The sequence below is a fragment of the Mycolicibacterium helvum genome (assembly GCF_010731895.1).
In the GTDB taxonomy this organism is placed as follows: domain Bacteria; phylum Actinomycetota; class Actinomycetes; order Mycobacteriales; family Mycobacteriaceae; genus Mycobacterium; species Mycobacterium helvum.
This window is the reverse complement of sequence record NZ_AP022596.1, coordinates 3,470,506-3,494,763: the sequence shown is the minus strand read 5'-3', so window position 1 is coordinate 3,494,763 and position 24,258 is coordinate 3,470,506. Positions and strand designations below refer to the sequence as shown.

Sequence of the window (24,258 nt, the reverse complement as noted above, 5' to 3'; positions counted from 1 at the left end):
ACCGGCACTCACTGGTTCACCAACCTCCACTGCGACCCCCTCGAACTTTCGACGTCAACCAGTATGCCGCGCCGGACCGCCTTCGCGGATGCCTACCTTTTGGTGCATCCACGCAAGCGGTTTGGGCGCCCACCAGTTCCACCGGCCCATGACGTGCATGAATGCGGGCACCAGAACCAGCCGCACCAACGTTGCGTCGGCCAGCACCGCCAGTGCCAGACCGAGACCGAACATCCGCATGAACGACACGTGGGCCGCGATCAGCGCGGCGAACGAGATCGCCATGATCAGCGCGGCGGCGGTGATCACCCGGCCGGTGTGGGCCACCCCGAGTGCGACGCTCTCGTCATTGTCGGCCACTCCGCGTTGCGGTGACGCCACCCAGAACTCCCTGATGCGGGAGACCAGGAACACCTCGTAGTCCATCGAGAGCCCAAAAGCTATGCAGAACAACAAGACTGGCATGTTCGCTACCAAGGTCCCAGTCGAGGTTGTGCCCAACGCTCCGAGGTTGCCGTCTTGGAAGATCCACACCATGGCGCCGAACGCCGCCGTCAACGAAAGCACGTTGAGCACCAAGGCTTTCAGGGGTAGCACGATGCTGCCGGTCAGCAGGAAAAGCAGTACCAGCATGATCACCGCGATCACACCCAACACGATCGGGAGCCGCGAGACGATGGCATCGACGCTGTCCCGGTTGATTTGCGCCGTTCCGGCGAACTCGACCGTCCGATTGCCAGGCGTACTCACTGCATGCAGTCGGTCGAGCTGATCGGAGGACCGGTCCGAGAACAGCGGAGCGGTGCTCTCCACCGTGAGCAACGCACTGCCTGACGCCAGGCCGGTCGCCGCCGACGGTGGGCCCACGAGGTTGCCGCCCACGTACGCCCCCGTCGGCGCGGACACAGTAGAGACGTCGTTGACCCGCGACAGGTCGGCGGCGTACCGGGCGATCTGAGCGTCGGACAGGCCGGCGGCATCGGGAATCAGGACAGGGATGGCGGTTTCGAAATTGTTGGTGAAGTCACTGCGTAACTGATCGCCCACCTGATGGGCCGACGCCGACGACGGCAGCACCCGGTCGTCGGGAAATCCCGGGCGCACGCCGAGGAAGGGCGCGCCAAGGGTGACCAGCACCACGACGCCGGCCAACCCGATCGGTACCGCGCGCTTCATCACGAATTTCGTTGATCGGTACCAGAATTGCTCTTCGATGGGCCGTTGGACGGGTTCGGCGCGGCTGAGCATACGGCGGAATAACCGGCGCACGTCGAGCGAGTCGAGCCGATCGCCGAGCAGGCTGATCGCGGCGGGCGTGATCACGATTGCCGCGATCGCGGCGAATGCGACGGTGGCCACACCGGCGTAGGCGAATGATTTCAGAAAATGCATCGGGAACAGCACCATCGCGCCCATGGACAGTGCGACGGTGGTGGCCGAGAACAGCACTGTGCGGCCCGCGGTGAGCATGGTCCGCATCAGCGCCTCATCGCGATCGGTCCCCTCGGCCAGTTCGTCGCGATACCGGCTGATCATCAGCAGCGTGTAGTCGATTGCCAGTGCCAAACCCATCGCGGTGGTGAGGTTCAGCGCGAAGATCGAGACATCGGTGAAGAAGGTCGTCACCCGCAGGACCGCCAGGGCACCGAGAATCGCCATAAGCCCGACGGCGATGGGTAGCGCGGCGGCGAACACGCCACCGAAAACCCACACGAGCACAACGAAGCTGAGCGGAATCGCGATCGACTCCATCAGCAGCAGATCGTGTTGGGATTGCTCGGTGACCTGCAGGTCCACCATCGCTGCCCCACCGGTTCGCACGACGATGCCGTCGCGGTCGCGGGTGATCTGGTCGGACAGGTCTTTGGCGTAGGTCTGCTGGTCGGCCTCGTTGCCGGTGATGCCAGCCGTGATGAGGCCTGACTTCTGATCACGGCTGACCAACGCGGCCGAAGCCTGCGGTGGTGAGGTCCATGCCGAGGTGATCCCGATGACGTGGCCGGAGCGTTTCAGCTGATCGATGGCGTCGAGGGCGACCGTGCGAGCCGCCGGGCTGTCGAACCGATCACTCGCGGTGACAATCACCAAGAGTTGGACGTCGCCCTGGCCGAATTTTTCGGTGAGCAGGTCTGTGGCCCGTGACGATTGGGAGGTCGGGTCAGCGAATCCGCTCGGCGAGAGATGCTTGGCGACAGGTATGCCGAAGACGCCGATCGCCACCAAAACGAGGATGGCGATGGCGACCACCCGTCGTGGTGCAGCAATGGCTAGTCGGGCGGTCGATCGCAGCAATGATCTGTCCTTCGGTTTTAGCCCTGCCTTCTGCTGATACGTAACCGACCAGCAGCAGGTTCACAATGCCTCCCCGAGGGACTTCGTGGCCTACCCGGCCACGGTAACCAATAGGGCACCCTGCGTGCATAGTTGTCGAACTCGCCGCCGTGGATGCGACGGTATCGAGCCTCCTTGAAAAGGGGTGCTATCAGGCAATACGCCGTGAAGATGACGGCCACGGCCAGTTGGTCGGGCGTCCACGTGGGCACGGTCCAGACCGTCAGGCTGAAGGCCACGTAGATCGGCTGGCGCGTCAGCCGAAAAAGGCCGGTCGTCGGCATCTTCGGATAGACAAGTCGTTGATCCCGCAACAATGCGAGCCAGCCCAACGTGCCGATCTGGACCGACAGGGCGGCATCGAACATCGCTTTGCCCAGCAGCAGCCAGGCGCTCGCGTACAGCACGTCGAGAATGCCCAACGCCGCCCCGTGCGCCTGCCACCAGACGGTTCCCGAGGGTGACCACAGCGCAAAGAGGGCGAACACCTGAAGGGAAGCAATGGTGACGAACGTGGTGGGCGCCAATGTCGCGCCGGCACTGCGCGGCCCCAGCCGGTTGACCACTGCCCTGCCCCGGCCGGTGAGCAATAGTGAGTGGACAACCGGGAACTGGGCCAGCAGCGCAGCGTTGGCGACCCAGCTCCACGGGGCCGAGAGGGTGCCCAGCGAGCGACTCATCCCGAAGTACATCGCCACCATCATCGCGCCGACCCCCGCCGCGAACGCGGCATGGCATAGGACGCCATAGCTCACGGCTATGAATATCCGGCCGCCGCGTCCCCGGGCGGCCGGCGGTGCTGAATCTGCCCGCACACAACCCTCCAGTGGCACCCCGAGCACAACGTAGCGTGGGGACATGAAGCTTGGCCAGCGTTTCCCGTTGCTCCGATGGTCGGTGGTACGCACCGGCATCGGTATCCGTAATTTCAACAGAACCGGCCAAATCGGTGACGGCCGGGAGGCGGCCGCGGCCGATTACGTCGAGGCAAACGCCCGCCGCGGCGACATCGACGACGTGCTGTCCACCATTGACGAGTACGCCTACGCGAAGTCGTTCCTGGTCAATATCGGCGACGAGAAAGGGACCCTGCTCGACGCGGCGGTGCGTCGAGCCGATCCGCGGCTGGCGCTGGAACTGGGCACCTACTGCGGTTACGGCGCGCTACGGATCGCACGCGCCGCCCCGACGGCCCGGATCTTCTCCGTCGAGCTGGCCGGGGCGAATGCGGCAGTGGCTCGGCGTATTTGGGCACACGCCGGCGTCGAACACCGCATCACCTGTGTGGTGGGGACTATCGGTGACGGCGGGCCGACCCTCGATGTCCTGCGTGAGGAGTTCGGATTTGACTCAGGCACATTGGATTTCCTGTTCATCGATCACAACAAGCACGCGTACCTGACTGATCTGCTGAGCATTGTCGAGCGCGGCTGGCTACGGCGCGGCGCTATCGTGGTGGCCGACAACGTGGGCTTCCCAGGCTCCCCCAAGTACCGGGGTTACATGCGCGCCCAACAAGGCAAGGGCTGGCAGACAACCGAACACCGCAGTCACATGGAGTACCAGAGTCTTATTCCCGACCTGGTACTCGAATCACGGTATCTGGGCTGACGCGTCGGCCCCCTTCGCGCCGGGCGAAGGGGGCCGACGTGCGTCAGGCCGCCGCTTTGTGCGCGCTGGCCCGCCGGCTCGAGCCGGTGCCCGTCTTGGCTCCCCCGTCTGCCTTGCCGGTCGTCGCGCTCTGGCCGCCGTCATCCGACGTTGTTTGTGACGAGCCCGCTCGACGGCTGGTGGCAGCGCCGGTCTTACCGGGCTCGGCCTTGTTGCCGTCGGTCAGATCCGTTGCACTGCTTGTTGTCTCAGCTGTCGTTGTTGCCGCCGCAGCCGACTTGGCACTGGTGGCAGCGGGTTTGGCCGCCGCTCCACCGGGGAGTGCGCCGCGGATCGCCTGCGCGATATCGGTAAGAGAATCCTTGACGAAGTCGACGCCCGCCTTGGCGACGGTGACCACACCGTCACGGATGGCGGCCACAATCTTGGTGAGGTCGCGGGTCTTGACAGCCTGCACGACGTTGTACACGGCGGTCTGTGGTGCCACGACCAGGTTGCGGAGGTTGACGAACAGCTGACCGCCGAGCGACGGATTCTGGCTGACCGCAATACCATCCCAGCTTTGCAACATCCAGCCGTCCTCCGGATTGCCCGTCACCACCACGACGGCGGTGTTACCCAGGGTGTGCGTCAGCATCAGCATGATGTCCGGATTGTCGACGTTCATCATCGTCCAGATCATGATCGTCGCGCCGTGCGAGAAGAGCACGGGCTTGGTGTCGCCGTTGGCGATGACGTCGGCGATCACACTATTGACCCTCGCCTCGAACCCATTGCCGGTCTCCCCGCCGGGAATGGGCAAGCTGCGCAGCCCGAGGGTCCAGGCCACCGGGATCAGAAAGTAACCGATGCGGCCGAGCCCGCTGTCGATGGGCGAACCCTCGAAGATGCCTGCGCTGATCTCACGGATGCCCGCCTTCTCATACACCGGGAGGTTCGGCAGAAGGGCTTCCAGCGGCGCAGCGGTCTGCTGGGTGCGGATCATGTTCGAGACGTAGATGCTGTCGTAGCCGCCGTCTTTGAGCTGCTGCGCAATGGCCGCTGCCTGCTGCTCGCCCAAATCGGTGAGCTCCGGACCGGGCACCTTCGTGTCGATGCCGGCGCCGGCGACGTTGCCGTAGGACTCGCCGTGGCGCACCCAGGTGAGGGTGATCGAGTCGGCGGCCCAGGCGGGCAGCGCCGACATCAGGAACAGCGCGACGGCCGAGACGACCGTCGCAAGTGCTTTCAGTGCCCGGCGCGGCATCGGCCGAACGCCTGCGTGATCTCGCATCCCAAACTCCATCTGAATCCCCGACGGTGGTACAACGCACAGACCATACCGATTGTGCGCTCGGTCACAGTACACAATCGTAAATCTGTCTACAAACGCCCTGGCCGCGGTCTCGGGAAACTAACGATCTCGTGGATTCTCGGCATCGGCGCTCACCCGCCCGCGCTCATCGTGGTGTCGTGGAAGGTGATGTCCTCTCATACGATCCGCGTCGCCGGCGTTACGGCGGCCGCGGCCTGTTCCGTGTTGCTCTTGACCGCATTGCCGCAAGCCGGCGCGGCCCCTGCCTTCGATTCACAGGGTTACCTCGACTCGACAGCGCGGTGCGCCGACACCGCCGTGCTGTTCGGCAGCACCGATAGCTCGCGGGTCGCGATCTGCAAGACGTCCGGCGGCTACGAGTACCGCGGCGTGCGGGTGCGCGATGGTGCGAAGCTCGTTGTGTCGGCATCGAGCGCAGGCGGCGGCTCGTACACCGCGATCAACGACGGCATCACCTACACGGTGAGCTCAAGCGCGCTGGTGGTCAGCTCCGGCGGCAGTGCGGTTCGCAAGGAGTCGTGGGTGGATTTCCACGGTCCCCAGTCCTCGACGTCGTCGTCGGCCGCACCAACATCGTCATCGGCGACGCCGACAACGTCGGCCACCCCGACCAGCACCACCCCGACATCGACGACGCCGTTGCCGCCACCACTGCCCGCCGAAGTGGGCGGCGGCGGCCGCTAGCGCGCCCATATTTGGCAATCGTGCGGCAGTACCAGATGCGTTCGGCCAAGGACGCGACAGCGAATTGACAGGAGTTTGCCTTGCGCATGAATCGGCTTACTGCTGATATGTGACGCATGCAACGCGCCTCGCGCTTGGTAACACCCGTCCTCGCGGTGATCACAGCCGTGCTTCTCGGCGTCGGATCAATACTCACATCGGCGGTTTCCCTGGCCGCCACCACCGGGCTCATCGTGCCCGGCACCGGAACGCCGAATGCGAACGTCATCGACGGCTTCCTGACCAACGTGCGCAACTACTACCTCGCCCAAACCTCGTGCGATGCGAATTGCAACCTCGATGGCATCGACTACCCGGCCTCGCTGTGGCCATTGGTCGGTGGGCTCACGGGTGACAAGTGGGACGACTCGGTCGGTACTGGGGTCAACCATCTCAATAGCGCGCTGATCCAAGAACTGGCGACCACCGATGACGACGTCGTGATCTTCGGCTTCTCCCAGGGCGCGGCGGTGGTGTCCAACGAGTTGCGCAACATCACCGGGCTGGACAACAACCTCAAGCAGCGACTGCAGGTAGTCATCGCCGGCAACCCCTACAAGCCCAATGGCGGCATCTTCACTCGACTCGGCCTCCTGCAGTACATCCCCGGATTGAAGATCACCACCGACGTGCCCACGCCCACCGACACCACCGGCGGTGCGATCGGGGCCCTGCCGATCCCCGTGACCGACATCGCCTTCGAATACGATCCCGTCGGCGATGCTCCGGCCTACCCGCTCAACTTCCTAGCTATGGCCAATGCGCTGCTCGGCCTGGTCTACATCCACACCACCTACATCGCACCGAACGGCAACACCAAGGATTGGGTTGTACCCGACGGGTACGACCCCCAAGACCTGGCCAACGAGATGGATCCGGCGCTACACCCGGAGAACTTCACGTACTACAACAACACGACATACATCCTGATCCCGACCAAGGTGCTGCCAATCATGCAGCCGCTCATCGGTTTTGGTAAGTGGACAGGCACTTCCGCGATCGTCACGCCCATCGTCGATCTGGTGTCGCCGGCCTTACGCGTCATCATCGACACCGGCTACGACCGCACCACCAGCCCGGGCCAGTACGAAACGTTCGGGCTGTTCCCGAGGATCAATCCGATCACGTTCACCAAGGATCTGGTCGGTGCGATCCAGCAGGGCATCCATGACGCCGGCCAGGATATCGCGGCCCTGCGGCCGCCTGCCGCGCCCGCGCTGCCCACTGCGGCGTCCAAGCGAGCAACGGTCACACCGCTGGCAGGTGCGGAACACGCCACGTCGTCGCGCAAAGCGGTTACTCCAGAAGCAAAGTCGGCCACCACGGGCGAGCGCACCAAGCCCACCAGCTCGACGGGTTCGTCCCGCCGCGCCGCTGCCTGAGTCAGTCGCACCGAGCCACAGAGAACCGGTCGGCATACCTGCCAGCCGGGTGGCTCTCGCATCCCTGAGCGAGGTTGCCGGGGCCAGAACGGCTTTGAGCGTCCCTGTCGATTAACTGGACAAACGACGAGTTCCGCGGACAGCGTCAATATTTGCTGTTACGTTCACCGCGTCTGTCGCCAGTCACGCAGGGGGAAGCATGTCAAAGCCGGGGTCTTCGCAGAAGAATCGCTTCGCAGCCAGGCTTACCGCGCGAATAGGCGCGGCGGCAGTGGTGACCGGATTGGCGTTCGCCGGCCCCCAGGGGCTGGGCATCGCCGGCGCCGACACCGGCTCGAGTGGCGCAGGCTCCTCGAACAGCAACTCCTCATCCTCGGCGTCGAAGACAGCGCGCACCGGTAACTCCGCGCGTCAGTCCAACCCTGCCGCTGCGACCACTCGCAACCCACTGCGCTCCCCTGCGACGAATGCGCCCAGCGCGGCGGCGACCGCCGGCCCACTCGTCGCGGCAGCACCGTCAGCCGCAGCCGACTCGTCCTCGACCGAAGTCGCATCAGCTCAGAGCGCGCGCACTACCGCCCCGTTGACCGTCGCCCCCTCGGCGGCCAAAACCACCCCGGCAGCGTCGCTGACGGTCCCCGGCCCCATGACACCCGAGGCTGTCGTCGCGATCTTCGTTTCCAACGGAACCCTCTCTCACCCCAACGCGGGGTTGTTGATCGGAAACGGGTTCAGTTTCGATGGCGTCACCTGCGCTTCAGCCACCAAGTGCGACGGCGGCCGCAGCGGTTTGCTGTTCGGCAACGGCGGTAACGGCTACAACGGCGGCACCGGTGGAAATGCCGGGTTGATCGGCAACGGTGGCGCCGGCGGTCGCGGATTCACCACCATCAACGGCGGAAACGGCGGAAACGGCGGCTCGGCCGGGCTGTTCCTCGGAAACGGCGGCGAGGGTGGGTCCGCGGCGACCGGCGCGAACGGCGGTAACGGCGGCAAGGGTGGGCTGTTATTCGGCATCGGAGGTCGCGGCGGGATCGGCGGCTCCGGGACCGTGGAATGCGCGACCACCGAGTGCCAAGTGACCAACTGGGGTGGACTCGGCGGTAGCGGCGGAGCAGCCGGATTGTTCTTCGGTCGGGCGGGCGCAGCCGGGGCCCAGCCGCTGGCGGAAAACTCGTGGCTTTTCCAGGGATACACCGCGGCCTACCCGGTGTACGTCCCGGTACCCCCCGCGACCGCTCCCGGCAACCCAGAAATCAACCCCGATGGCTCTGGTGCGGTCTACCCCAACGACCAAGACCCGAGCAAGCCGTACGCCATCCCGGGGACGATCGTCCCCGACATCCAGCTTCCCGCGGGCACCCCGCTGGGACGTTGGGGCTACCCCGGCGGCGCGTTCCTCGCCCCGGCCGGCACCCACTTCGCCCAACTGTCGTTGCCCCCGTCGAGCCAGGTCTCGCCGTACTTCTCGTACGTCGTGAAGGATCCATCGGCCCTGCCTCCTGGCATTCACATCGAGCAATCCCAGGCCGCGCCGTGGTTCGGTCAGCCCGGCGGCGCAATCCAATACCGCCTCACCTACGCGGACGGGCGGGACGCGCCGGTCCAAGCCCTGCTTGATTCCGGGTACCTCGGCTACGCATGACCGATACTGCCGACTTTGCGCGGCTGTCCCAAAACTGGCTCTATTGGTCTGAATTGGGGCAGCTGAGCAATCTGTCGGTGTCAACGTCCTGCGCCGATTGCACGATCCTGTTCAGCTCGAATGACTACTCGGTGCATCTCCGCGACGACGGCAGCTGGTGGGTCGTCGACACCGTCAACGACCGGCGCCAGCGACAGAACGACACCGCAAAGTTCTCCAACTACGGCCTGGCCGAGAAGTATCTGATCTGGGTATGGGGGTCGACGGCGAGAAGTGTTGTTAGGGCTCCCATTCTGGGACCAAAGCTGTATGCCCAGGGTTTCGCGTCGGGTATCGCGGCGATCCCGATAAGCGAGGGAACCTACGAGCTGCGCTCCCTCGAAGGACGGGCAGTGCTGATGGAGCCGTACGCCACAATATTCAGCCATCTGATGCGCACGCCCGAAGACGAGATCGAAAGGATACTCCGCACAGACCTGAACTAACACCTCAGAGCCGAAGTCAGCTGGCGCACACCGCGGCGTCGGCGATTTGTTCCTCGGTGGACGGGTTGAAGACAACAATCGTGTCGGTCATCATCGGTCATCGTTTCGATTACAGCTGGGCCCACACCGATTTGGTCTTCAAGTAACCTTCCAGGCCTTCCTTGCCGAACTCATGGCCCCAACCGGACTGCTTGTAGCCGCCGAAAGGCACATCGTGGTCGAAGATCAGCTGGCAGTTGATCTGCACGCTGCCCGCCTGCAGACGCTTCACAAGCCGGTGGCCCCGGCTGATATTGGTGGTCCACACCGTGCCCGCGAGCCCGTAGGTGGTGTCATTAGCCATCGCGATGGCTTCGTCTTCGTCGTCGAACGGGATGATCGACACCACCGGCCCGAAGATCTCTTGCTGATAGAGGCGCATGCTGGGGTCGACGTTGGTGAGCACCGTCGGGTGTACGAAGTACCCCTTGCGGTCGAGCCGGTACCCGCCGGTGACAACCTCGGCGCCGTCGCGCTTACCCTCGTCGATGAATCCCAGCACGCGGTCGAGTTGTTTGGCACTGATCAGCGGGCCGCTCATGACCCCTTCCTCATCCGGGCCCCCGTACTTCATGAAGTTGGCCACTCCGGCGATCCCCTCGACCACCTGGTCATAGACGCCGCGCTGCACGAAAATCCTTGAGCCACAGACGCACCCCTGTCCGGAGTGCACGAAGATACCCATTGCGGCGCCGAAGATCGCCTTGTCCAGATCGGCGTCGTCGAAGATCAGCACCGGCGACTTGCCGCCGAGTTCGAGCATCACCTTCTTCAGGTTGCCCGCCGAGGCAGCCACGATCATCTTGCCCACCTCGGTGGAGCCGGTGAACGCGACCTTCTCGACGCCGCTGTGCGCGCTGATCGCCGCGCCGGCGGTGTGCCCGTAGCCGGTAAGGAGGTTGACCACACCCTCGGGCACCCCAGCCTCGTGGATCAACCGGTCCAACAGAACCGCCGAAAGTGGTGTCTCCTCAGCGGGTTTCACCAGGCTGCTGCAGCCTGCCGCCAACGCGGGGGCGATCTTGGCGCAGGCGTTGAAGATAGGGCCATTCCACGGAAAGATCAGGCCGACAACGCCGTAGGGCTCCTTGAGCGTGTAGGCGTGTAGGTCGACGTAGCTGTCGGCGGCAATGCCGGTGGTCTTCACGTCGTAGGAGGTGCCGTTGATCTTGGAACACCAGCCGGCGTAGTAGCGGAAGAATTCGGCACAGGTGGGGACCACCATCTCCGACTGCAGCTTCATCATTCCGGTGTTGGCAGAGTCGATCGCCGCGAATTCGGCCGCGTGCTCGTCGATGAGGTCGGCGATGCGCCACATGACCTTGGCCCGCTCGCGCCCCGGCAGCTGCGACCAGACACCCGATTCGAACGACGCCTTGGCCCGGCCGACCGCATCGTCGACCGCCTGCGGGCCGCAGTCGGTGAACTCACCGATCTGCTCCTCGGTCACCGGGTCGACAATCGAGATGATCTCGCCGTCACCGGGTCGGCTTCGGATGTCGTCCAACACGGCCTGCAGCGTCATCGTTGACCTCATCTTCGTTATCCGTCGAGCGGTTCCCTGAATGCTGAGCAATTGCTTAGCATTGAGGCTCGCAGCCGGTCAAGAGCCGCAGGCGCGGCACGAAGTAACTGATAGATCCGCATGTGCGGACATATCTCTTGTCAGCGGTTAGCGTGCGGCGTTCGGTAGTCGCCGGGCGTCGACGACCTGCGGCCAGGCGGGAGGCAGGTCAGCGAGATCCTGCTGCAGGGTGTCTGCGGTCGCGAACTCTCGGTTGAGGTCTCGATGCAGGCATGCCGCGACCGTTGGTTCAGAAAAACGGATTGCTGTTCTTCTGGTAGTCGGCCTCTTGCGGCCGGGGTCCGAAGCGGGCGACGTAATCCTGATCGATCCGCGCATTCTTCTGGCGCTTGCCGACATCGACGAGATTGGGATCCAAACCGTGCACCGCGAGGCGGTGCCGCCGCCACACTTTGTTCAGTGCCAGCGAGATAGCCAATGTCCACAGGTAGATCGGCACCGTCATTTCGGCGTGCACGTACACCGCGTTCTGCTCGACAGGCAACAGCCAGAACGGCGCCAGAATGAAGAACGGGGGTATGGCCGCCTTGAGCATGAACCGTCGGACACAGCCCGGTCCCGCGAGGTCGTTGGCGACCCAGTCGCGCATGGCGGCGGGCAGCCGTCGGAAACCATACGAGTAAGCGATGATTTGGAGAAGGTTAGGCCTGGTGGCGGACATAGCTTCCTCCTCGAATCGGGCGCTCTCTGACGACCCTACTCGCCCAGTTCGGCACGGCTGACGGGGCCGCCGGGCATAGCCTCGAACGTATGGAAAAACTCTCCGAAGAAGTGATTGCCTTCCTTTCCGACGGCACTCGGACAGCCAAGTTGGGCTACGTCGCAGCGGACGGCCGACCGCTGGTCGCGCCGGTGTGGTTCGTCGTCGACGGCAACCAGCTGGTCTTCAATACCGCAAAGCAGGCCGCCAAAGGCCGAGCCCTGGACCGCGACCCCCGGGTGGTGGTGTGCGTCGACGACGAGCATCCCCCGTTTTCGTTTGTACAGGTCCAGGGGATCGCGTCGACGTCAGAAGACCCCGAGGACTTGCTGGACACCGCCACCCGCATCGCCGGGCGTTATATGGGTGCCGAGCGCGCCGAGGAATACGGTCGGCGCAACGGGGTGCCTGGCGAGTTGATCGTGCGGATAACGCCGACGAAAGTCATTGCAGGATTCAACGTCGCTGATTGACGCGCACTCCGAGGCCTGCGCACGGCCCCCGACATACTTGCCTGCCTGACCGGAGACCTCACCCTGGCAATACCAATACAGGACGTCGTCACCTAAGAAGATGTTGAGGCTATCGTTTGTCAATAACCCGACAGCCATGGTGCGGACGTCGAGTTGCGCTGCGAGCCTGCCGATCTCGGCTTGTGGCGCACTCGACGTAGCACCCAAGGGAGCGGTCAGTCGACTCCGATCGCTCCTTCCTTGATTGCTCTCCTACTCGAAACTTGGAGCCGTTGGAGTCCAAGATCGCGGCAAAACGCGAGTATCCGCGTCGAGACAACAGTGCTGCGGTCCCCCACCCCGCACCACGTCAGCTGTTTGCGCGGATCAACGGCACGCCGATCGGCCATCGCCATTTCCTCTTCGCGGCCCAAGAAAGCGAGTACCAAATTGCCGTCGCCGTTGCGATAATAGGCTTACTACCAGCACTGATGCGGACTTCGTACGTCGCGTGATCGCAAAGCTACTCGCATTTCGTGGCTGGGCCGTTACCTTGCCGGCGCTGGCGCCCCGACGACAATCTCCCGACGGAGGACCCGATAACGTGACCATCAAGACGCAAGCCCTGCATCGATTGACGACGGTCGACGAAGTCGAGACCATCATCGGCCGTCCACCCGCAGTGGTACTGGCGAAAGAACTCGACCACCTCGACGACGGGTGCAGGGAGATCCTTGCTCACTCTCCCATCGCAGGTATCGGATACCTCACCGGGCCTGATGCCCGCCCGGTGTCGACATTCATCGGCGGCGCTCCGGGATTCGCTGAAATGTTGGATCCCAACACCATCTCCGTACCCGTTCCCGATGGTGAAGATCCTCCGCAGCAGAACACCGGCATATCATTCGTGTTTCTCCTCCCCGGGGTTGGCGAGGTTCTCCGGTTGAACGGACGAGTGAGCCGCTCAAGCTCAACAGTGGAGATCAAGGTGCAGCAAGCCTTTGTTCACTGCGCCAAGGCAATCCATCGATCCGGGTTGTGGGGCACTCCTGAACCTCCAAAGCCCGGGGTCGGCGCGAAGGCCCACGGGGGTGAGTCAAGGACGCTCGATGACCCGGCCATCGCCGACTTCTTCGCAGCATGCCCGTTCCTTGTCGTGTCGACGTGGGCGGGTGACCTGTCGAGCGACACCAGTCCGCGAGGCGACAGTATTGGATTTGTCCAGATACTCGATGCCAACACGGTTGCCATTCCTGACCGCAAAGGCAACAAGCGCGCAGACACATTCCACAACCTCGTCGAGAATGATCGAATCTCCCTGGCCGCAGTCATCCCCGGCAGCGATCTCGCACTTCACCTTCATGGCACTGGGTACATGTCCGATGATTCGGAACTGCTGGCAACCATGGAGATCAAGGGTGCGGGCCCACACGCCGCGCTCATCATCAAGGTGACCAACGTCGAGATACGCACTAACACTGCAATTCTCAAGTCCGACCTGTGGCATCTTGATTCCCGCGGCGACGAAATGCCCAATATGATGGCACTGGCCTCTCAGCATGTCGTCATCATGACCAGCCGATCCGAGAAGCGATCAGCGCTTGGCGCCGCCTTCGCCCTGTTGGCGAAATACCCCCGCCTCGCAAAGGCAGTTGCCGATCTCACGTACAGGTCGGAATTGACAGGCGAGGGATACGCAGCTCCAGGGTCCGCGCCAGAAGTACACTCACCCAGCGGGATTGAGACGGCTCATGCCAGCGGCGGATGGTTCCGGCGGCTCCTCACGCGTCTACGCCTGACGCCACGCCCCGCCACTGACACGGCGATGGGTCTCAGAGATGTCAAGGTGGTGGATGTTATTCGTGAGACCGCCGCTGCCACCACGCTGGTGTTCGAGGACCCCTCGGGCTCGCCGTTCGAGTTCAAGGCCGGACAGTTCTTCACGGTCTCAGCCCGGATCGGTGGACGCACGATTCGCCGTGCATATTCCGCGTCATGTGCGCCCGGCGGGAAGCGATGCGCTGTCACGGTCAAGCAGGTGAGCGACGGCGTGATGTCCACGTACCTCAATACGGAGGTCAAACCGGGCGCGCGTCTTCAGATTCTGGGGCCGTCGGGTGCATTCTGCATCCCCAGTCCGATGTCGGCACCCAAGAACCTCGTCCTCATCGCCGCAGGCAGCGGTATTACCCCGGTCATGAGCATCCTCCGCACGATCCTGACCGAAACCACAGACAGTCGAGTGGTGCTCATCTATGGCAATCGCACCGAAAGCGACATCATCTTCGCCGACGCCCTTGCCGAACTGTGTGCGCGGCACTGCGAGCGCTTGGTTGTGCGACACATTCTGACCAGTCCGTCGCCGGTGTGGACGGGAGGGATCGGCCGACTTGACGAGCATCTCCTACGACGAGAACTGAGTAGCCTGACCTTCGCCGGGGACGCGCACTACTACATCTGCGGCCCAGAAGGTTTGATGGACGGCGCTCGCAATGTGCTCATCGATGACGGCGTCGATAAGAGCCGCATCCATCAAGAGCGATTTGTCCGAGCCGCCGACGACCTCGATATTGGAGACCTCGCCCCGCAGATCATGACCGTGGAGTCCGACGGGGCACAGATCGCAACTCTAACCGTTGAACCCGGCAAAAGCCTGCTTCAAGCCGGCCTCGATGCCCGAGTCTCGATGCCCTACTCGTGCACAGTCGGAAACTGCGGCGATTGCATGGTGAAGCTGATTGAGGGCGAAGTCCGGATGGCCGAGCCAAACTGCTTGACACCTGAACAGCGCTCTGACGGTTACATTTTGGCATGCATCGGCAAGCCTCGGTCGCCGGTGCGCATCGATATCATCGATGAGTAGCAGTTGCCCCCTCGTCCTGGTTCCAGTTGATCGGGGTGTAAGCCCGCACCGTTGGCGCGCCGGAATGGGTCCGCACCCAGCTCAACCCGGACGAATCGGGGCGAGAGTTCAGTCACCTCAGTAATACAGGCCAAGGTGAGCATGGAGTTGGACACGAGAACATTGAGACCTGCGAATGCGACGCCATCCTCAGCAGCCGCTGTTCTGGCCTGGCGATGGCCAGGTTCTTGGCAGCAGCACCTCTGTCGACAGCTGCTCACGATGCGGATCCGAGGGAAGGCTGACGTATCCGCGAGCAGGAACCTCGGCCTGAGAACCATCGGTACGGTCCGCCATGGACGCCGTTCCGAGATCCGACACGGACGTGGTGTAACCGGGCATCGGCGGCGACTGAGACGACGGGGCCGGATCCTCAAGATACGCGTAGGCGTTCATGTCACGCCGAAGAGGCGTGGTCTGTCGACGACGCTTTCTGGACTTGCGGTGCGAACCTGTCGACTGCACGAGCGTCTCGGACACCAATTCACCAGCCGTAGCCCACTTACCGTGTTGGCCAGATTCCTCGTTGAGCGTCGGATTGCCGGGGGGCGGGAAACCTCCCGCCCCGACTGCGTACAGCAGTGAACCTGTTGGTCCCGCGCCCGCCGGCGGCGCGGGCGCATTGCCATGCGGTGCGGGAGCCTGAGATGTCGGTGTGGCGGCACTCGTAGGAGCAGCGTTGGCCGGCAAAGGAATTGAAGTACGAGGATGGTAATCGACAGCCGAGCCGTTTGGGTGCGCCGCAACCTTCGGTTGCGGCGCCATCGCGCCCTCGGGTACCGGAGTCGGGTCGTCGGAATCGGACAACGCAATAGCAAGAGGAAGTGCGATTGCCGGCGCTACGAGAAGAAGGGTCGCCCCGATCTGCAAGGCGAATAGCATGAGACTGACGCTCACGTACGCGACGAGCCCCAGCACTGCGGACGTAAGCGGGGCAAGGACTGATGCAGCCGCCACCGGGTTGACGAGCAGCAGCGCGACAAGTTGGGCCAGATTGAGTTTGGCGATCTCCTCCGCAATCTGGAACACCGGCGCCGGCACCAGAATTCTGATCAGCGCTTCTAAGAGCGCCGACACTGTCGACTCGCTCCCGTTGAGGGCAGATCCTGCCTCGGCGGCTTGGGTCGGCGCGTAATCGGTGACAGCGGCAATGCCCAATAATTCGGCGGTCAAGACCGACGGTGCGGGTGACAGTCGTGGTGTCGCGGCGCGGACCATACCTGCGACACCGTCGTAAACCGACATCGTGGTGGCCGCCTGCACCCACATGCGGCCGTAGTCAGCTTCGTTGATCGCGATGGGTATCGCATTGATCCCAAAGAAGTTCGTGCTGAGCAGGGCTCCGTGTGCGACGTGGTTCAGTGCAAGCTCTGCCAACGTCGGCATGTTGGCCAGCGCTGCGGTGTAGGCGCCGGCGACTTCCTCACACTGAGCAGCACGGGTGGCACCCACCGCAGCTGCTTCGTGTAACCAGACCAGATAGCGCCAGTTGGCTGCGAAGTACCGCGCGGCGCTCGGTCCTTCCCAGACACCGGCCTGCACCGTCGCCAAGATGGTGTGGAGCTCGGCTGCCGCGCATCCATATTCAGCACTCAACGCTTGCCAGGCGTCCGCTGCAGCCAGCAATGGCCCGATTCCCGGCCCGGCGCACAACAGTGCCGAATGTACCTCCGGCGGGATACCAAACCACATCGGCGCGGTCATCGCCCCTGGGTCCCAACCGGTGTAGTTGCTCCGACTCGGGTCGCACTCATCAGTGGCCTCCTCAGGCAGTCGCAACTCGACGAATCGGCCCCAGCAGCAAGCGGAGTTGCCGACGCGCAGTCTTCACGCGCCTAATGCCGTTCTTACACAGATCTTTCGAAGAATCCCGGCACTGTTCTGGATTCCGGGTCAATCGGACTGAACGTGAGCTGACAGCAGGAAAGCGACGGACGGCCGCCTCGTCGACAGAATCGGGAGCATTCCCACGCCGCGGTAAGTGAGCTTTCGCACCTCGCGATCGCCGCGAGGTGCCTCCATTACTGCAGTTCACAGCACAATTATGGTCCGGGCAGGCGTCCCGTGACTACTCACATTCGGCCGGGCTCAGCGCTTTTCGAAGCATGCGATGCCGAAGGCCTGCTCGCGGGGCGCGGAAACGCCGCGTGGATGGGTGGCATCCCATCCGCATACGACGGGTGCTCACATTCCGGCCCGGCTGCACCCTTGTGTAATCCCGCCGTGCTCAACAGCGTTCGATCAGATGCGTAACCCGAATAGGATTGCATTGAGTCTAGGCTGAAGACGTCGTGAGCCCCTAGGAGTGTTTTGCCAGCCGATCAGCGTCAGCTTCGCCCACGCAGGCGGCCCCGTCAAAGGCGAGCCGAGGAGACCCGTGAACGCATACTCGACGCGGCCGTCAAAGTGTTCACCGAGTACGGCTACGCCCGGGGGACGACCAACCGCATCGCCGAGTGGGCGGATGTCTCCATCGGATCGCTGTACCAGTACTACCCAAACAAGGACGCCATCGTCGTTGAACTAGCCGCACGTCACCTCGATGCGGGAATTGCAGCGGCAAATCGACTGCGTGACGGTGAAGGTCCTGCCTCCGTCGCCAGTGTCATGCACGCCGTCATCACGACCGCGATCGATAACCACCGCCAAAACCCGGAGTTCCTCAGAGTGCTGGCGGAAGAAGCCTCCCGATCAAAGGAACTGATGGACAAGGTCGCAGAACTGCGCGGGTCCTCAGTCGAAGACATGCATCAGCTTCTCACCCAACACCCGGAAGTGACGGTGGAGGACAAGGACACCGCGGCGCGCCTGGTCGTCACCACCATTGAACTGGTTGTGCACCATGCGCTGGCTGCACCAGCGCCGGTTGAGACGACACGCTTCGGAAACGAACTGGTCGCAATGCTGACGACTTATCTCACCGCAGACCGAGACCTCGAAGATCCTCGTTAACGTTTATGACGCTGGTCCGGTCAACAGCACCTTGACCGTGGCGATTGCGTTGTCAGCCAGTGAAAACCGACAACTCGTTGCCGCGCCCGTCCCTATCAAAGGGCAATGTCAACGACAGGTAGCTACTGCCAGGGCCGGTGACATAGTCCAGATAGTCAGACGTGGAGTTTTCCGCGACCACGAGGGCGCTCGAACTCAAGCGCGGTTCCAGCAGTCGTAACACCGGCCGGTACAGACTCAACGCGCCATCAAGATGGACGAGATCAACCTGGCCGCCGAGGTCGGAGCTCAGCACATCGACTGCGTCACCAATCCGGATGTCGACGAGGTCGGCCACCCCTGCGGCTGTCAAATTCTCGTAGGCGCGTGTTGCCTTGCTCGGTTCCAGCTCGGTGCCGATCACAGTCCCACCGCCGTTGTCTCGCACAGCGCAGGCGAGATAGATAGCCGAGACACCGAATGACGTGCCGAATTCGACTACGCGCTTGGCTTTTACGGCTCGCGCACAGAGATAGAGGAACCGACCGTACGTCGGCGACACACAGAGAAAATTCTGCACCGCTCGGCGATAGAACCCCTTGTAGTCTTCGGCTTCGGCTTCCAACGCCCGTGCCACAGGATCGATCCCCGCCTCGGCACTATCCAGCATCTCAGTGATGAAGGGCCGATCGGCGCGTTCGGCCTCTCCGAAGAGTCGCTCAAGAACGCTGGAGACCTGTGGCGTATCGAGCGAGTTCACGTTGCGGGTCCTTTGGTCATTGTCGGCGTCCACGAGTTGGACAGTGCCGGATGTAGCGGTTCCAGCGCCCCAACATGCGAGTAAAGTCGGCGCTCAACGGGACTGTGCGAAACACGTTTGTGCATTTCAGACGTCAATTATCGCTTCTGCTGGCTCAACTTGATACTCGCGTTTTGAGGCACACCTCAGGAGAATGATGACCGGCACCAAACCTCAGCTCAATCCGCGCAAACAACCGCGGCAACGCCGATCGGAGGAGACGCGCCGCCGCATTCTCGACGCCGCTACTCACGTTTTCGCCCAGTACGGCTACGCCGGAGGGACTACGAATCGGATCGCCGAGTGGGCAGACCTCTCTGTTGGTTCTCTTTACCAGTACTACCCGAACAAGGACGCGATCCTGTTGGAGTTGGCGACACGGCATCTGGACGCTGGGTGGGCAACCGATCTTCTTCTGCGCCCGAAGGATCCGGCACCAGCCCTCATCGATGTGATCACTGCAATGGTGCAGAGCAATGTCGACAATCACCGATCTGATCCGGAATTCCTGCGCATCCTGATGGAGCAGGCACCACGATCTCGCGAACTGATGGCCAAGGTCGCCGAACTGGAAGCCGCTCGGATGGCGCACCTACTCGACGTCATGAAGCGCTCCCCCGAAGTCACGATCGATGACAAGGAAATGGCTGCACGACTGGTGGTTTCAACGATTGAAATGGTGGTTCACCACATTCTCGCGCAGCCCGAATCTGTCGATATAGCCCGATTGGAGACGCAGCTGGTCGAGATGTTGTACCGATACCTGGCAGGGGCGCCATCGGAGGCAGCCTCACGCTGATCCGAGGACCCCGGCGTGCAGATCGGAGTAGCGGCAACGAATATGACGTCTCCCATCGTTGTGCAGGGCCCTCGTCACGCTTCGACCGCGAGCTTGGGCGAGCCGGATCTTGTGTCACACTGGACAACTTGAGGTCCGGGAGATCTCGGTGTAGACGCTGCATAGCGAGGCGGTCGACAACTTCCAGGTTCGGTCTTGCTCAACCCAGTCGAGTGGGCGGCGTTGCGCGCCCATGCCCATCACGGACATCACCAGCTGCGAGCTGAGGTGGTCGCCGTCGAGCGTCGGGTTTTCGACGCGCATGGACACCATCGAGCGATGTTGCGCAATCGGTCCTCCCACGATATCGACGACGGGAAGGGCGGCATCACCAGCCTCGAGAAAAGACGCCCGTTGCGCCCTGTCGGCATTGACGTCGAAGATCACCGACACCTGGTTGGTCAACTGCTCGGCGGACGGCAAGGCAGGTGGTTCGGCATGGGCCACGGCACCCCCGAGAACGGTTGCACCGGTGATCGCGCCGGCCATCGTTGCAAGTACTTTGTGGCGCAAGACATTCCCGCTAGCGGTGGTAGACGTCATTTCGTTCATCCATTTCCTCGATGTTTGTTATGAGATAGGGGTCTGGACAGAGATCCCCTGGCGTGCGGCAAATGTCGGAGTTCTCCTCAGCTCAGTCCGGTGCGTCCATGTGCCCAGTAGGCGCGGGCTTTGATGCGGGGTGTGAGATCAGGTCGGCGTTTGAGGCTGCGACGGACGGCATTGACGGTCGCGGCGTCCCCCGTGACGATGAGGTCCAAGGATGAGCTGGAGCAGCCTTCGGCGGCTTGCACGATGGCTTCCAGTAGTTGGCCGCGATCTTCGGCTTTGGCGAAGACCTCGGTGTTCTCGATGTTCTCGAGTGCGGTGAGCACAGCGGACAGCGCGTCGGGATCGGTTGCCTCGTAGAGGTATGTGGCCTCGGTGTCGAGGTGGTTGAGTGCGTAGGCCAGTCCAATACTGGTCTCGTCTCCGACGAAGATGGTGCGGGCGACCGTGTCGCCGAGATCCAGCGATCTGCTCGGGCCGAATATTTCAGCGCCAGCGCCCGCCTCGGCGTTGTTGAACCAGTCCACAGCGGGGCCGTCACCGTGGCGGTAGGCGATCACGTCAGTGGAGCCCTCGTCGGTATTCCAGTTGATCGGCGTGTAGGTGCGCATCGCGAGAGATCCGCGCCGAGGCCGCAGTTGCAGCTTGTCGCCTGGGGTCCATTTGGCGCGGGCGAACGCCTCGCAACCCAGCGTGACCTTCAGGTATTTGGGGGCCAGTTCGGTAACGGCGTTGATTTGCACGGAGGTGAAGAGGACGTCTGCGGCGAGATCGGACAGACGTGCGGTAATGGGTGCCATAGGTTTCCTTTCTTCGCGCCAAACCGTCTTAGATTTGAGCGCTGGGGTTGGCGCGCCTCGCAACGAGGCGCGCGGTCGCGGAGCTAGCCCGGGAGCCCTCCGATGGCAGCCAGGCGCCCGGTAGTGACAACTCGGAGGAAGCGCGCACTCATCGTGACTCCGCTGATCGATCATGCTGTGCTGCACAGTGATTCATCGAATCATTGCAGTGCCGGCAGGAGTTCTCCTCCGATCGTGTGCGATAGCTTCTCCGGGATATCGAGGCCCATTTGTGCGGCGAGGACGTGGCTTGGCCGGCAGAGCCGTCTGCCGAAATCGGTCCTTCGTCTGAGTCACGGAACCTCCAATGTTCTTACTCCCCCACGTACACAAAATGTGAGTTACGAACTCTGTGTACGCGCAGCCGTAAGCCGTCATATCGGCAGTTAGAAGCCCTATTATCCGCACGCCGCAACGTTCTGTGCTACTCGCATTTGTGCGCCGCTGCGCTGTCGCCACCGCATGTCAGCTCCCTGCATGTTCGGGGACCACACCACCGCCGCTGGCCACCTCTACGACTTCGCTTGCTCACATATGGTGCTGATGGCGACGCGTCAGCCGCGACGAGCAGACCCCACGGTCCTGCCGTGGTTGCGAATCCAGCTGTGCTGGGATTTTTTTCAGATTTTGCCGTTTGACCCATGCGGCGTCGATACGGCCGAGCACCTCGTACGTGTTGATCTGGCCGCCCGGCTTCGTCCCAGCAGGATGCACATCCACAGAGTGACCGGCGATCTTGCGCATGAGTCCGGTGGCCATCCGAGACTTGCCGCCGTTCTTGACGCAGACGAACAACACCGACGGTGTGGACGCGGATCAGGCGGCGGGGGTGATGCCAAGTTCAGCGAGGAGTTGCCGCACGCGCGCTTCGATAGCGTCGCGGATCGGTCGGACGGCGTCGATGCCTTGGCCGGCGGGGTCGGTCAGTTCCCAGTTTTCGTAACGCTTTCCAGGAAAGAACGGGCATGCGTCCCCACACCCCATGGTGACCACAACGTCGGCGGCCTGAACGATTTCATCGGTCCATGGCTTGGGGAACTCGCGGGTGATGTCGATGCCGATCTCGGCCATCGCGGCCACGGCGGCGGGGTTGATCTCGTTGCCTGGCTCTGATCCGCCCGACCAGGCCACGCCTTGGTCGCCGGCGAGATGGTTGAAGTATCCCAGCGCCATCTGGGAGCGGCCTGCGTTGTGGGTACAGAGGAACAGCACGATGGGCTTGGCGTCGGTGATCTTGCCGTCGACACGGGCAAGGGCGGTGAGCCGTTGGCGTGCCCAGCGTTCGGCCAGCAGTGGCACGAAGTTGAGGATCGTGGCGCGACCGGCGAACTGGTCGTAGGACGAGTGCAGGAATCGTTCGATGGTTTCGATGCCGAAGTACTCATCGAACTCGGTGTGCAGGCGGGTGGCCGCCGCCTTGAGCGCATGCTGCTGGTCGATGGACAGGTCGCCGCGAGCGTGGACGGCCGGGGAGACGGGGATGTCGGTCATGGCGTGCTCCTATCGGGCGCGGCCGGCAATGATGGTGCCCGCTTGGCGAAGCGGGGTCGTAAGGCAAGGGAGACGTAGACCAGGGCGACGAGGACGGGCACTTCGATCAATGGGCCGACCACGCCGGCGAGCGCCTGTCCCGAGGTCGCGCCGTAGGTAGCGATAGCAACGGCGATGGCGAGTTCAAAGTTGTTGCCCGCCGCGGTGAATGCCAAAGTGGTGGTGCGCTGATAGCCCAGCCCGAGTAGAGCGCCCAGTATGTAGCCGCCGCCCCACATGATCGCGAAATAGGCGAGAAGCGGTACGGCGATCCGGACCACGTCCAGCGGACGGCTGGTGATCTGATCCCCTTGCAGCGCAAAGAGAATGACGATGGTGAACAGCAGGCCATAGAGCGCCCACGGTCCGATCCTCGACAGGAACTTCGTCTCATACCAGTCGCGGCCTTTCGCTTTCTCCCCAAGCCGTCGGGAGAAGTATCCGGCGAGCAGGGGGATGCCGAGAAAGATGAGCACCGACTTGGCGATCTGCCACGGCGAGGTGGTGATGGTGGTCTGGGGCAGGCCGAGCCAACCCGGCAGCACGGACAAGTAGAACCAGCCAAGGACGGCGAACATCACGACCTGGAACACCGAGTTGAGGGCGACGAGGACGGCGGCGGCTTCGCGGTCGCCGCAGGCGAGGTCGTTCCAGATGATGACCATCGCGATGCAGCGGGCAAGGCCGACGATGATGAGGCCGGTGCGATATTCAGGCAGGTCGGGCAGCAATAGCCAGGCCAGCGCGAACATCACTGCGGGACCAAGAATCCAGTTCAACGCCAGCGAGCTGATGAGCAGTTTGCGGTCCCCGGTCACGGTGTCCAGGCGGTCGTAGCGGACCTTCGCCAGCACCGGATACATCATGATCAATAGCCCGAGGGCGATCGGCAGCGAGATGCCATCGACCTGCACTTTGTCCAGGGCAGTATTCAGCCCCGGGACGAGACGACCCAGGAGCAGGCCGACGGCCATGGCGACGCCGATCCACACCGGCAGAAATCGGTCCAGCAGCGACAGCTTCCCGACGACTGCGGGATCGGCGTCGGTCACGACGGGCGTATTCACGTGCTCAACAGCAAGCGTTGGCGGCGGCAGAGTTATCCGCCGCGGTGCCGCCACAACAGACGCCAGCCTCAGCGTTGCCACCCTCGGCGTGTTCCGGGCTGGTACCGAAGGTGTCCGAGTCGGCCAGCACGGTGTACACCTCCCACTTCTCACCAGCAGGTCCGGTGACCCACACCTTGTCCTGCGTGGCGAAGCAGCACGTGGTTCCGATTTCTTCTTCGGTGAACATGCCTTCGTTGGTCAGTCGCGCAATCTCTGCGTGAACGGCATCACTCGAGGCCACCTCTACTCCGAGGTGGTTGATGGTGCCGCCCTTGCCTGGGTTCTCCAGCAGGACCAACTTCAGCGGCGGCTCGGCGATGGCGAAGTTCGCGTAACCCGGCTTCACCTTGGCGGGCGTCGTGTTGAACAGCTTGGAGTAGAAGCTGATGGCTTCGTCCAGATCATCGACGTTGAGGGCGAGCTGAGCGCGGGACATGACGGCTCCAACCTATGTGGCTTATATCGAACTACGGATAGCACCGATGATGCCACC

22 protein-coding genes and 1 pseudogene are annotated in these 24,258 nt (G+C 63.0%); 10 read left to right on the top strand and 13 right to left on the bottom strand.

Features of this window, described 5'->3' with window-relative positions; all coding sequences use genetic code 11:
* Positions 1 to 54 precede the first annotated feature (54 nt).
* Together G6N38_RS16480 and G6N38_RS16475 are read right to left on the bottom strand one after the other, a co-directional pair.
* A complete protein-coding gene (locus G6N38_RS16480; RefSeq protein WP_163749187.1) occupies positions 55 to 2,292 on the bottom strand; it encodes an MMPL family transporter in 2,238 nt (745 codons plus the stop codon).
* A 17-nt stretch (positions 2,293 to 2,309) separates the two neighbouring features.
* Positions 2,310 to 3,086, bottom strand: coding sequence for a methyltransferase family protein (locus G6N38_RS16475; protein WP_246227256.1), 777 nt, complete (start codon positions 3,084 to 3,086; stop codon positions 2,310 to 2,312).
* Between the two features lie 103 nt (positions 3,087 to 3,189).
* On the opposite strand from G6N38_RS16475, the gene G6N38_RS16470 reads away from it, so the two are divergent.
* Positions 3,190 to 3,942, top strand: a complete 753-nt coding sequence (locus G6N38_RS16470) for an O-methyltransferase (protein WP_163749186.1) — start codon at positions 3,190 to 3,192, stop codon at positions 3,940 to 3,942.
* Between the two features lie 43 nt (positions 3,943 to 3,985).
* On the opposite strand, the gene G6N38_RS16465 is transcribed toward G6N38_RS16470, so the two are convergent.
* Complete coding sequence (locus G6N38_RS16465) at positions 3,986 to 5,215, bottom strand: histidine phosphatase family protein (RefSeq protein WP_163749185.1); 1,230 nt, start codon at positions 5,213 to 5,215, stop codon at positions 3,986 to 3,988.
* Positions 5,216 to 5,404: 189 nt separating this feature from the next.
* On the opposite strand from G6N38_RS16465, the gene G6N38_RS16460 reads away from it, so the two are divergent.
* From G6N38_RS16460 to G6N38_RS16440, 4 genes are all read left to right on the top strand, one after another.
* Entirely contained in the window at positions 5,405 to 5,941 is a 537-nt protein-coding gene (locus G6N38_RS16460; protein WP_163749184.1) for a hypothetical protein, read from the top strand.
* A 155-nt stretch (positions 5,942 to 6,096) separates the two neighbouring features.
* Positions 6,097 to 7,362 carry a PE-PPE domain-containing protein gene (locus G6N38_RS16455; RefSeq protein ID WP_163749183.1) on the top strand — a complete coding sequence of 422 codons (1,266 nt, stop codon included), beginning with the start codon at positions 6,097 to 6,099 and terminating at the stop codon, positions 7,360 to 7,362.
* 199 nt (positions 7,363 to 7,561) lie between these two features.
* Positions 7,562 to 9,007, top strand: coding sequence for a TNT domain-containing protein (locus tag G6N38_RS31230; RefSeq protein ID WP_281357795.1), 1,446 nt, complete (start codon positions 7,562 to 7,564; stop codon positions 9,005 to 9,007).
* Complete coding sequence (locus G6N38_RS16440; protein ID WP_163749181.1) at positions 9,004 to 9,492, top strand: Imm61 family immunity protein; 489 nt, start codon at positions 9,004 to 9,006, stop codon at positions 9,490 to 9,492. The genes G6N38_RS31230 and G6N38_RS16440 overlap by 4 nt, the downstream gene beginning before the upstream one ends.
* Positions 9,493 to 9,601: 109 nt before the next feature.
* Here the strand turns inward: G6N38_RS16440 and G6N38_RS16435 are convergent, their stop codons facing one another.
* Complete coding sequence (locus G6N38_RS16435; RefSeq protein ID WP_163752056.1) at positions 9,602 to 11,056, bottom strand: aldehyde dehydrogenase family protein; 1,455 nt, start codon at positions 11,054 to 11,056, stop codon at positions 9,602 to 9,604.
* A gap of 289 nt (positions 11,057 to 11,345) precedes the next feature.
* Positions 11,346 to 11,777, bottom strand: a complete 432-nt coding sequence (locus G6N38_RS16430) for a DUF5313 domain-containing protein (RefSeq protein ID WP_163749180.1) — start codon at positions 11,775 to 11,777, stop codon at positions 11,346 to 11,348.
* Between the two features lie 89 nt (positions 11,778 to 11,866).
* On the opposite strand from G6N38_RS16430, the gene G6N38_RS16425 reads away from it, so the two are divergent.
* From G6N38_RS16425 to G6N38_RS16415, 3 genes are all read left to right on the top strand, one after another.
* Positions 11,867 to 12,289 carry a PPOX class F420-dependent oxidoreductase gene (locus G6N38_RS16425; protein WP_163749179.1) on the top strand — a complete coding sequence of 141 codons (423 nt, stop codon included), beginning with the start codon at positions 11,867 to 11,869 and terminating at the stop codon, positions 12,287 to 12,289.
* 272 nt (positions 12,290 to 12,561) lie between these two features.
* A complete protein-coding gene (locus G6N38_RS16420; RefSeq protein WP_163749178.1) occupies positions 12,562 to 12,783 on the top strand; it encodes a hypothetical protein in 222 nt (73 codons plus the stop codon).
* 89 nt (positions 12,784 to 12,872) lie between these two features.
* Positions 12,873 to 15,131: a 2Fe-2S iron-sulfur cluster-binding protein gene (locus G6N38_RS16415; protein ID WP_163749177.1), complete on the top strand. Its 2,259-nt coding sequence runs from the start codon at positions 12,873 to 12,875 to the stop codon at positions 15,129 to 15,131.
* Between the two features lie 189 nt (positions 15,132 to 15,320).
* Here the strand turns inward: G6N38_RS16415 and G6N38_RS16410 are convergent, their stop codons facing one another.
* Complete coding sequence (locus G6N38_RS16410) at positions 15,321 to 16,874, bottom strand: PPE family protein (RefSeq protein ID WP_163749176.1); 1,554 nt, start codon at positions 16,872 to 16,874, stop codon at positions 15,321 to 15,323.
* 702 nt (positions 16,875 to 17,576) lie between these two features.
* Here G6N38_RS16410 and G6N38_RS16405 point away from each other — a divergent pair.
* Positions 17,577 to 18,122, top strand: a complete 546-nt coding sequence (locus G6N38_RS16405; RefSeq protein WP_246227254.1) for a TetR/AcrR family transcriptional regulator — start codon at positions 17,577 to 17,579, stop codon at positions 18,120 to 18,122.
* A gap of 52 nt (positions 18,123 to 18,174) precedes the next feature.
* Here G6N38_RS16405 and G6N38_RS16400 read toward each other — a convergent pair whose 3' ends face one another.
* A complete protein-coding gene (locus tag G6N38_RS16400; RefSeq protein ID WP_246227252.1) occupies positions 18,175 to 18,894 on the bottom strand; it encodes an O-methyltransferase in 720 nt (239 codons plus the stop codon).
* A 160-nt stretch (positions 18,895 to 19,054) separates the two neighbouring features.
* Between G6N38_RS16400 and G6N38_RS16395 the strand changes: the two genes are divergently transcribed.
* The gene (locus G6N38_RS16395) at positions 19,055 to 19,699 is read left to right on the top strand and encodes a TetR/AcrR family transcriptional regulator (RefSeq protein WP_246227250.1); all 645 of its coding nucleotides are present in this window, start codon (positions 19,055 to 19,057) and stop codon (positions 19,697 to 19,699) included.
* A gap of 114 nt (positions 19,700 to 19,813) precedes the next feature.
* Here G6N38_RS16395 and G6N38_RS16390 read toward each other — a convergent pair whose 3' ends face one another.
* From G6N38_RS16390 to G6N38_RS16365, 6 genes and pseudogenes are all read right to left on the bottom strand, one after another.
* Positions 19,814 to 20,281 (bottom strand): MTB12 C-terminal domain-containing protein, encoded by a 468-nt coding sequence (locus G6N38_RS16390; RefSeq protein WP_246227248.1) that lies wholly within the window; start codon positions 20,279 to 20,281, stop codon positions 19,814 to 19,816.
* Positions 20,282 to 20,367: 86 nt separating this feature from the next.
* The gene (locus G6N38_RS16385) at positions 20,368 to 21,087 is read right to left on the bottom strand and encodes a siderophore-interacting protein (protein ID WP_163749174.1); all 720 of its coding nucleotides are present in this window, start codon (positions 21,085 to 21,087) and stop codon (positions 20,368 to 20,370) included.
* A 714-nt stretch (positions 21,088 to 21,801) separates the two neighbouring features.
* Positions 21,802 to 21,924 (bottom strand): annotated as a pseudogene (locus G6N38_RS30725) (arsenate reductase/protein-tyrosine-phosphatase family protein); the annotation flags it as partial.
* 18 nt (positions 21,925 to 21,942) lie between these two features.
* A complete protein-coding gene (locus tag G6N38_RS16375; protein WP_163749172.1) occupies positions 21,943 to 22,617 on the bottom strand; it encodes an arsenate reductase ArsC in 675 nt (224 codons plus the stop codon).
* A complete protein-coding gene (arsB, locus tag G6N38_RS16370; protein WP_407662741.1) occupies positions 22,614 to 23,708 on the bottom strand; it encodes an ACR3 family arsenite efflux transporter in 1,095 nt (364 codons plus the stop codon). Before arsB ends, G6N38_RS16375 begins: the two co-directional genes overlap by 4 nt.
* Positions 23,709 to 23,727: 19 nt before the next feature.
* Complete coding sequence (locus tag G6N38_RS16365; protein WP_163749171.1) at positions 23,728 to 24,201, bottom strand: ArsI/CadI family heavy metal resistance metalloenzyme; 474 nt, start codon at positions 24,199 to 24,201, stop codon at positions 23,728 to 23,730.
* Positions 24,202 to 24,258 lie beyond the last annotated feature (57 nt).

Excerpts from the sequence above, each read along its gene's own strand:
- G6N38_RS16410 (WP_163749176.1), bottom strand. The coding sequence starts at position 16,874 with ATGACCGCGCCGATGTGGTTTGGTATCCCGCCGGAGGTACATTCGGCA.
- G6N38_RS16435 (WP_163752056.1), bottom strand. The coding sequence starts at position 11,056 with ATGACGCTGCAGGCCGTGTTGGACGACATCCGAAGCCGACCCGGTGAC.
- G6N38_RS16385 (WP_163749174.1), bottom strand. The coding sequence starts at position 21,087 with ATGGCACCCATTACCGCACGTCTGTCCGATCTCGCCGCAGACGTCCTC.
- G6N38_RS16430 (WP_163749180.1), bottom strand. The coding sequence starts at position 11,777 with ATGTCCGCCACCAGGCCTAACCTTCTCCAAATCATCGCTTACTCGTAT.
- G6N38_RS16390 (WP_246227248.1), bottom strand. The coding sequence starts at position 20,281 with ATGACGTCTACCACCGCTAGCGGGAATGTCTTGCGCCACAAAGTACTT.
- G6N38_RS31230 (WP_281357795.1), top strand. The coding sequence starts at position 7,562 with ATGTCAAAGCCGGGGTCTTCGCAGAAGAATCGCTTCGCAGCCAGGCTT.
- G6N38_RS16425 (WP_163749179.1), top strand. The coding sequence starts at position 11,867 with ATGGAAAAACTCTCCGAAGAAGTGATTGCCTTCCTTTCCGACGGCACT.
- G6N38_RS16395 (WP_246227250.1), top strand. The coding sequence starts at position 19,055 with ATGATGACCGGCACCAAACCTCAGCTCAATCCGCGCAAACAACCGCGG.
- G6N38_RS16365 (WP_163749171.1), bottom strand. The coding sequence starts at position 24,201 with ATGTCCCGCGCTCAGCTCGCCCTCAACGTCGATGATCTGGACGAAGCC.
- G6N38_RS16470 (WP_163749186.1), top strand. The coding sequence starts at position 3,190 with ATGAAGCTTGGCCAGCGTTTCCCGTTGCTCCGATGGTCGGTGGTACGC.
- G6N38_RS16460 (WP_163749184.1), top strand. The coding sequence starts at position 5,405 with ATGTCCTCTCATACGATCCGCGTCGCCGGCGTTACGGCGGCCGCGGCC.
- G6N38_RS16465 (WP_163749185.1), bottom strand. The coding sequence starts at position 5,215 with ATGCGAGATCACGCAGGCGTTCGGCCGATGCCGCGCCGGGCACTGAAA.
- G6N38_RS16440 (WP_163749181.1), top strand. The coding sequence starts at position 9,004 with ATGACCGATACTGCCGACTTTGCGCGGCTGTCCCAAAACTGGCTCTAT.
- G6N38_RS16375 (WP_163749172.1), bottom strand. The coding sequence starts at position 22,617 with ATGACCGACATCCCCGTCTCCCCGGCCGTCCACGCTCGCGGCGACCTG.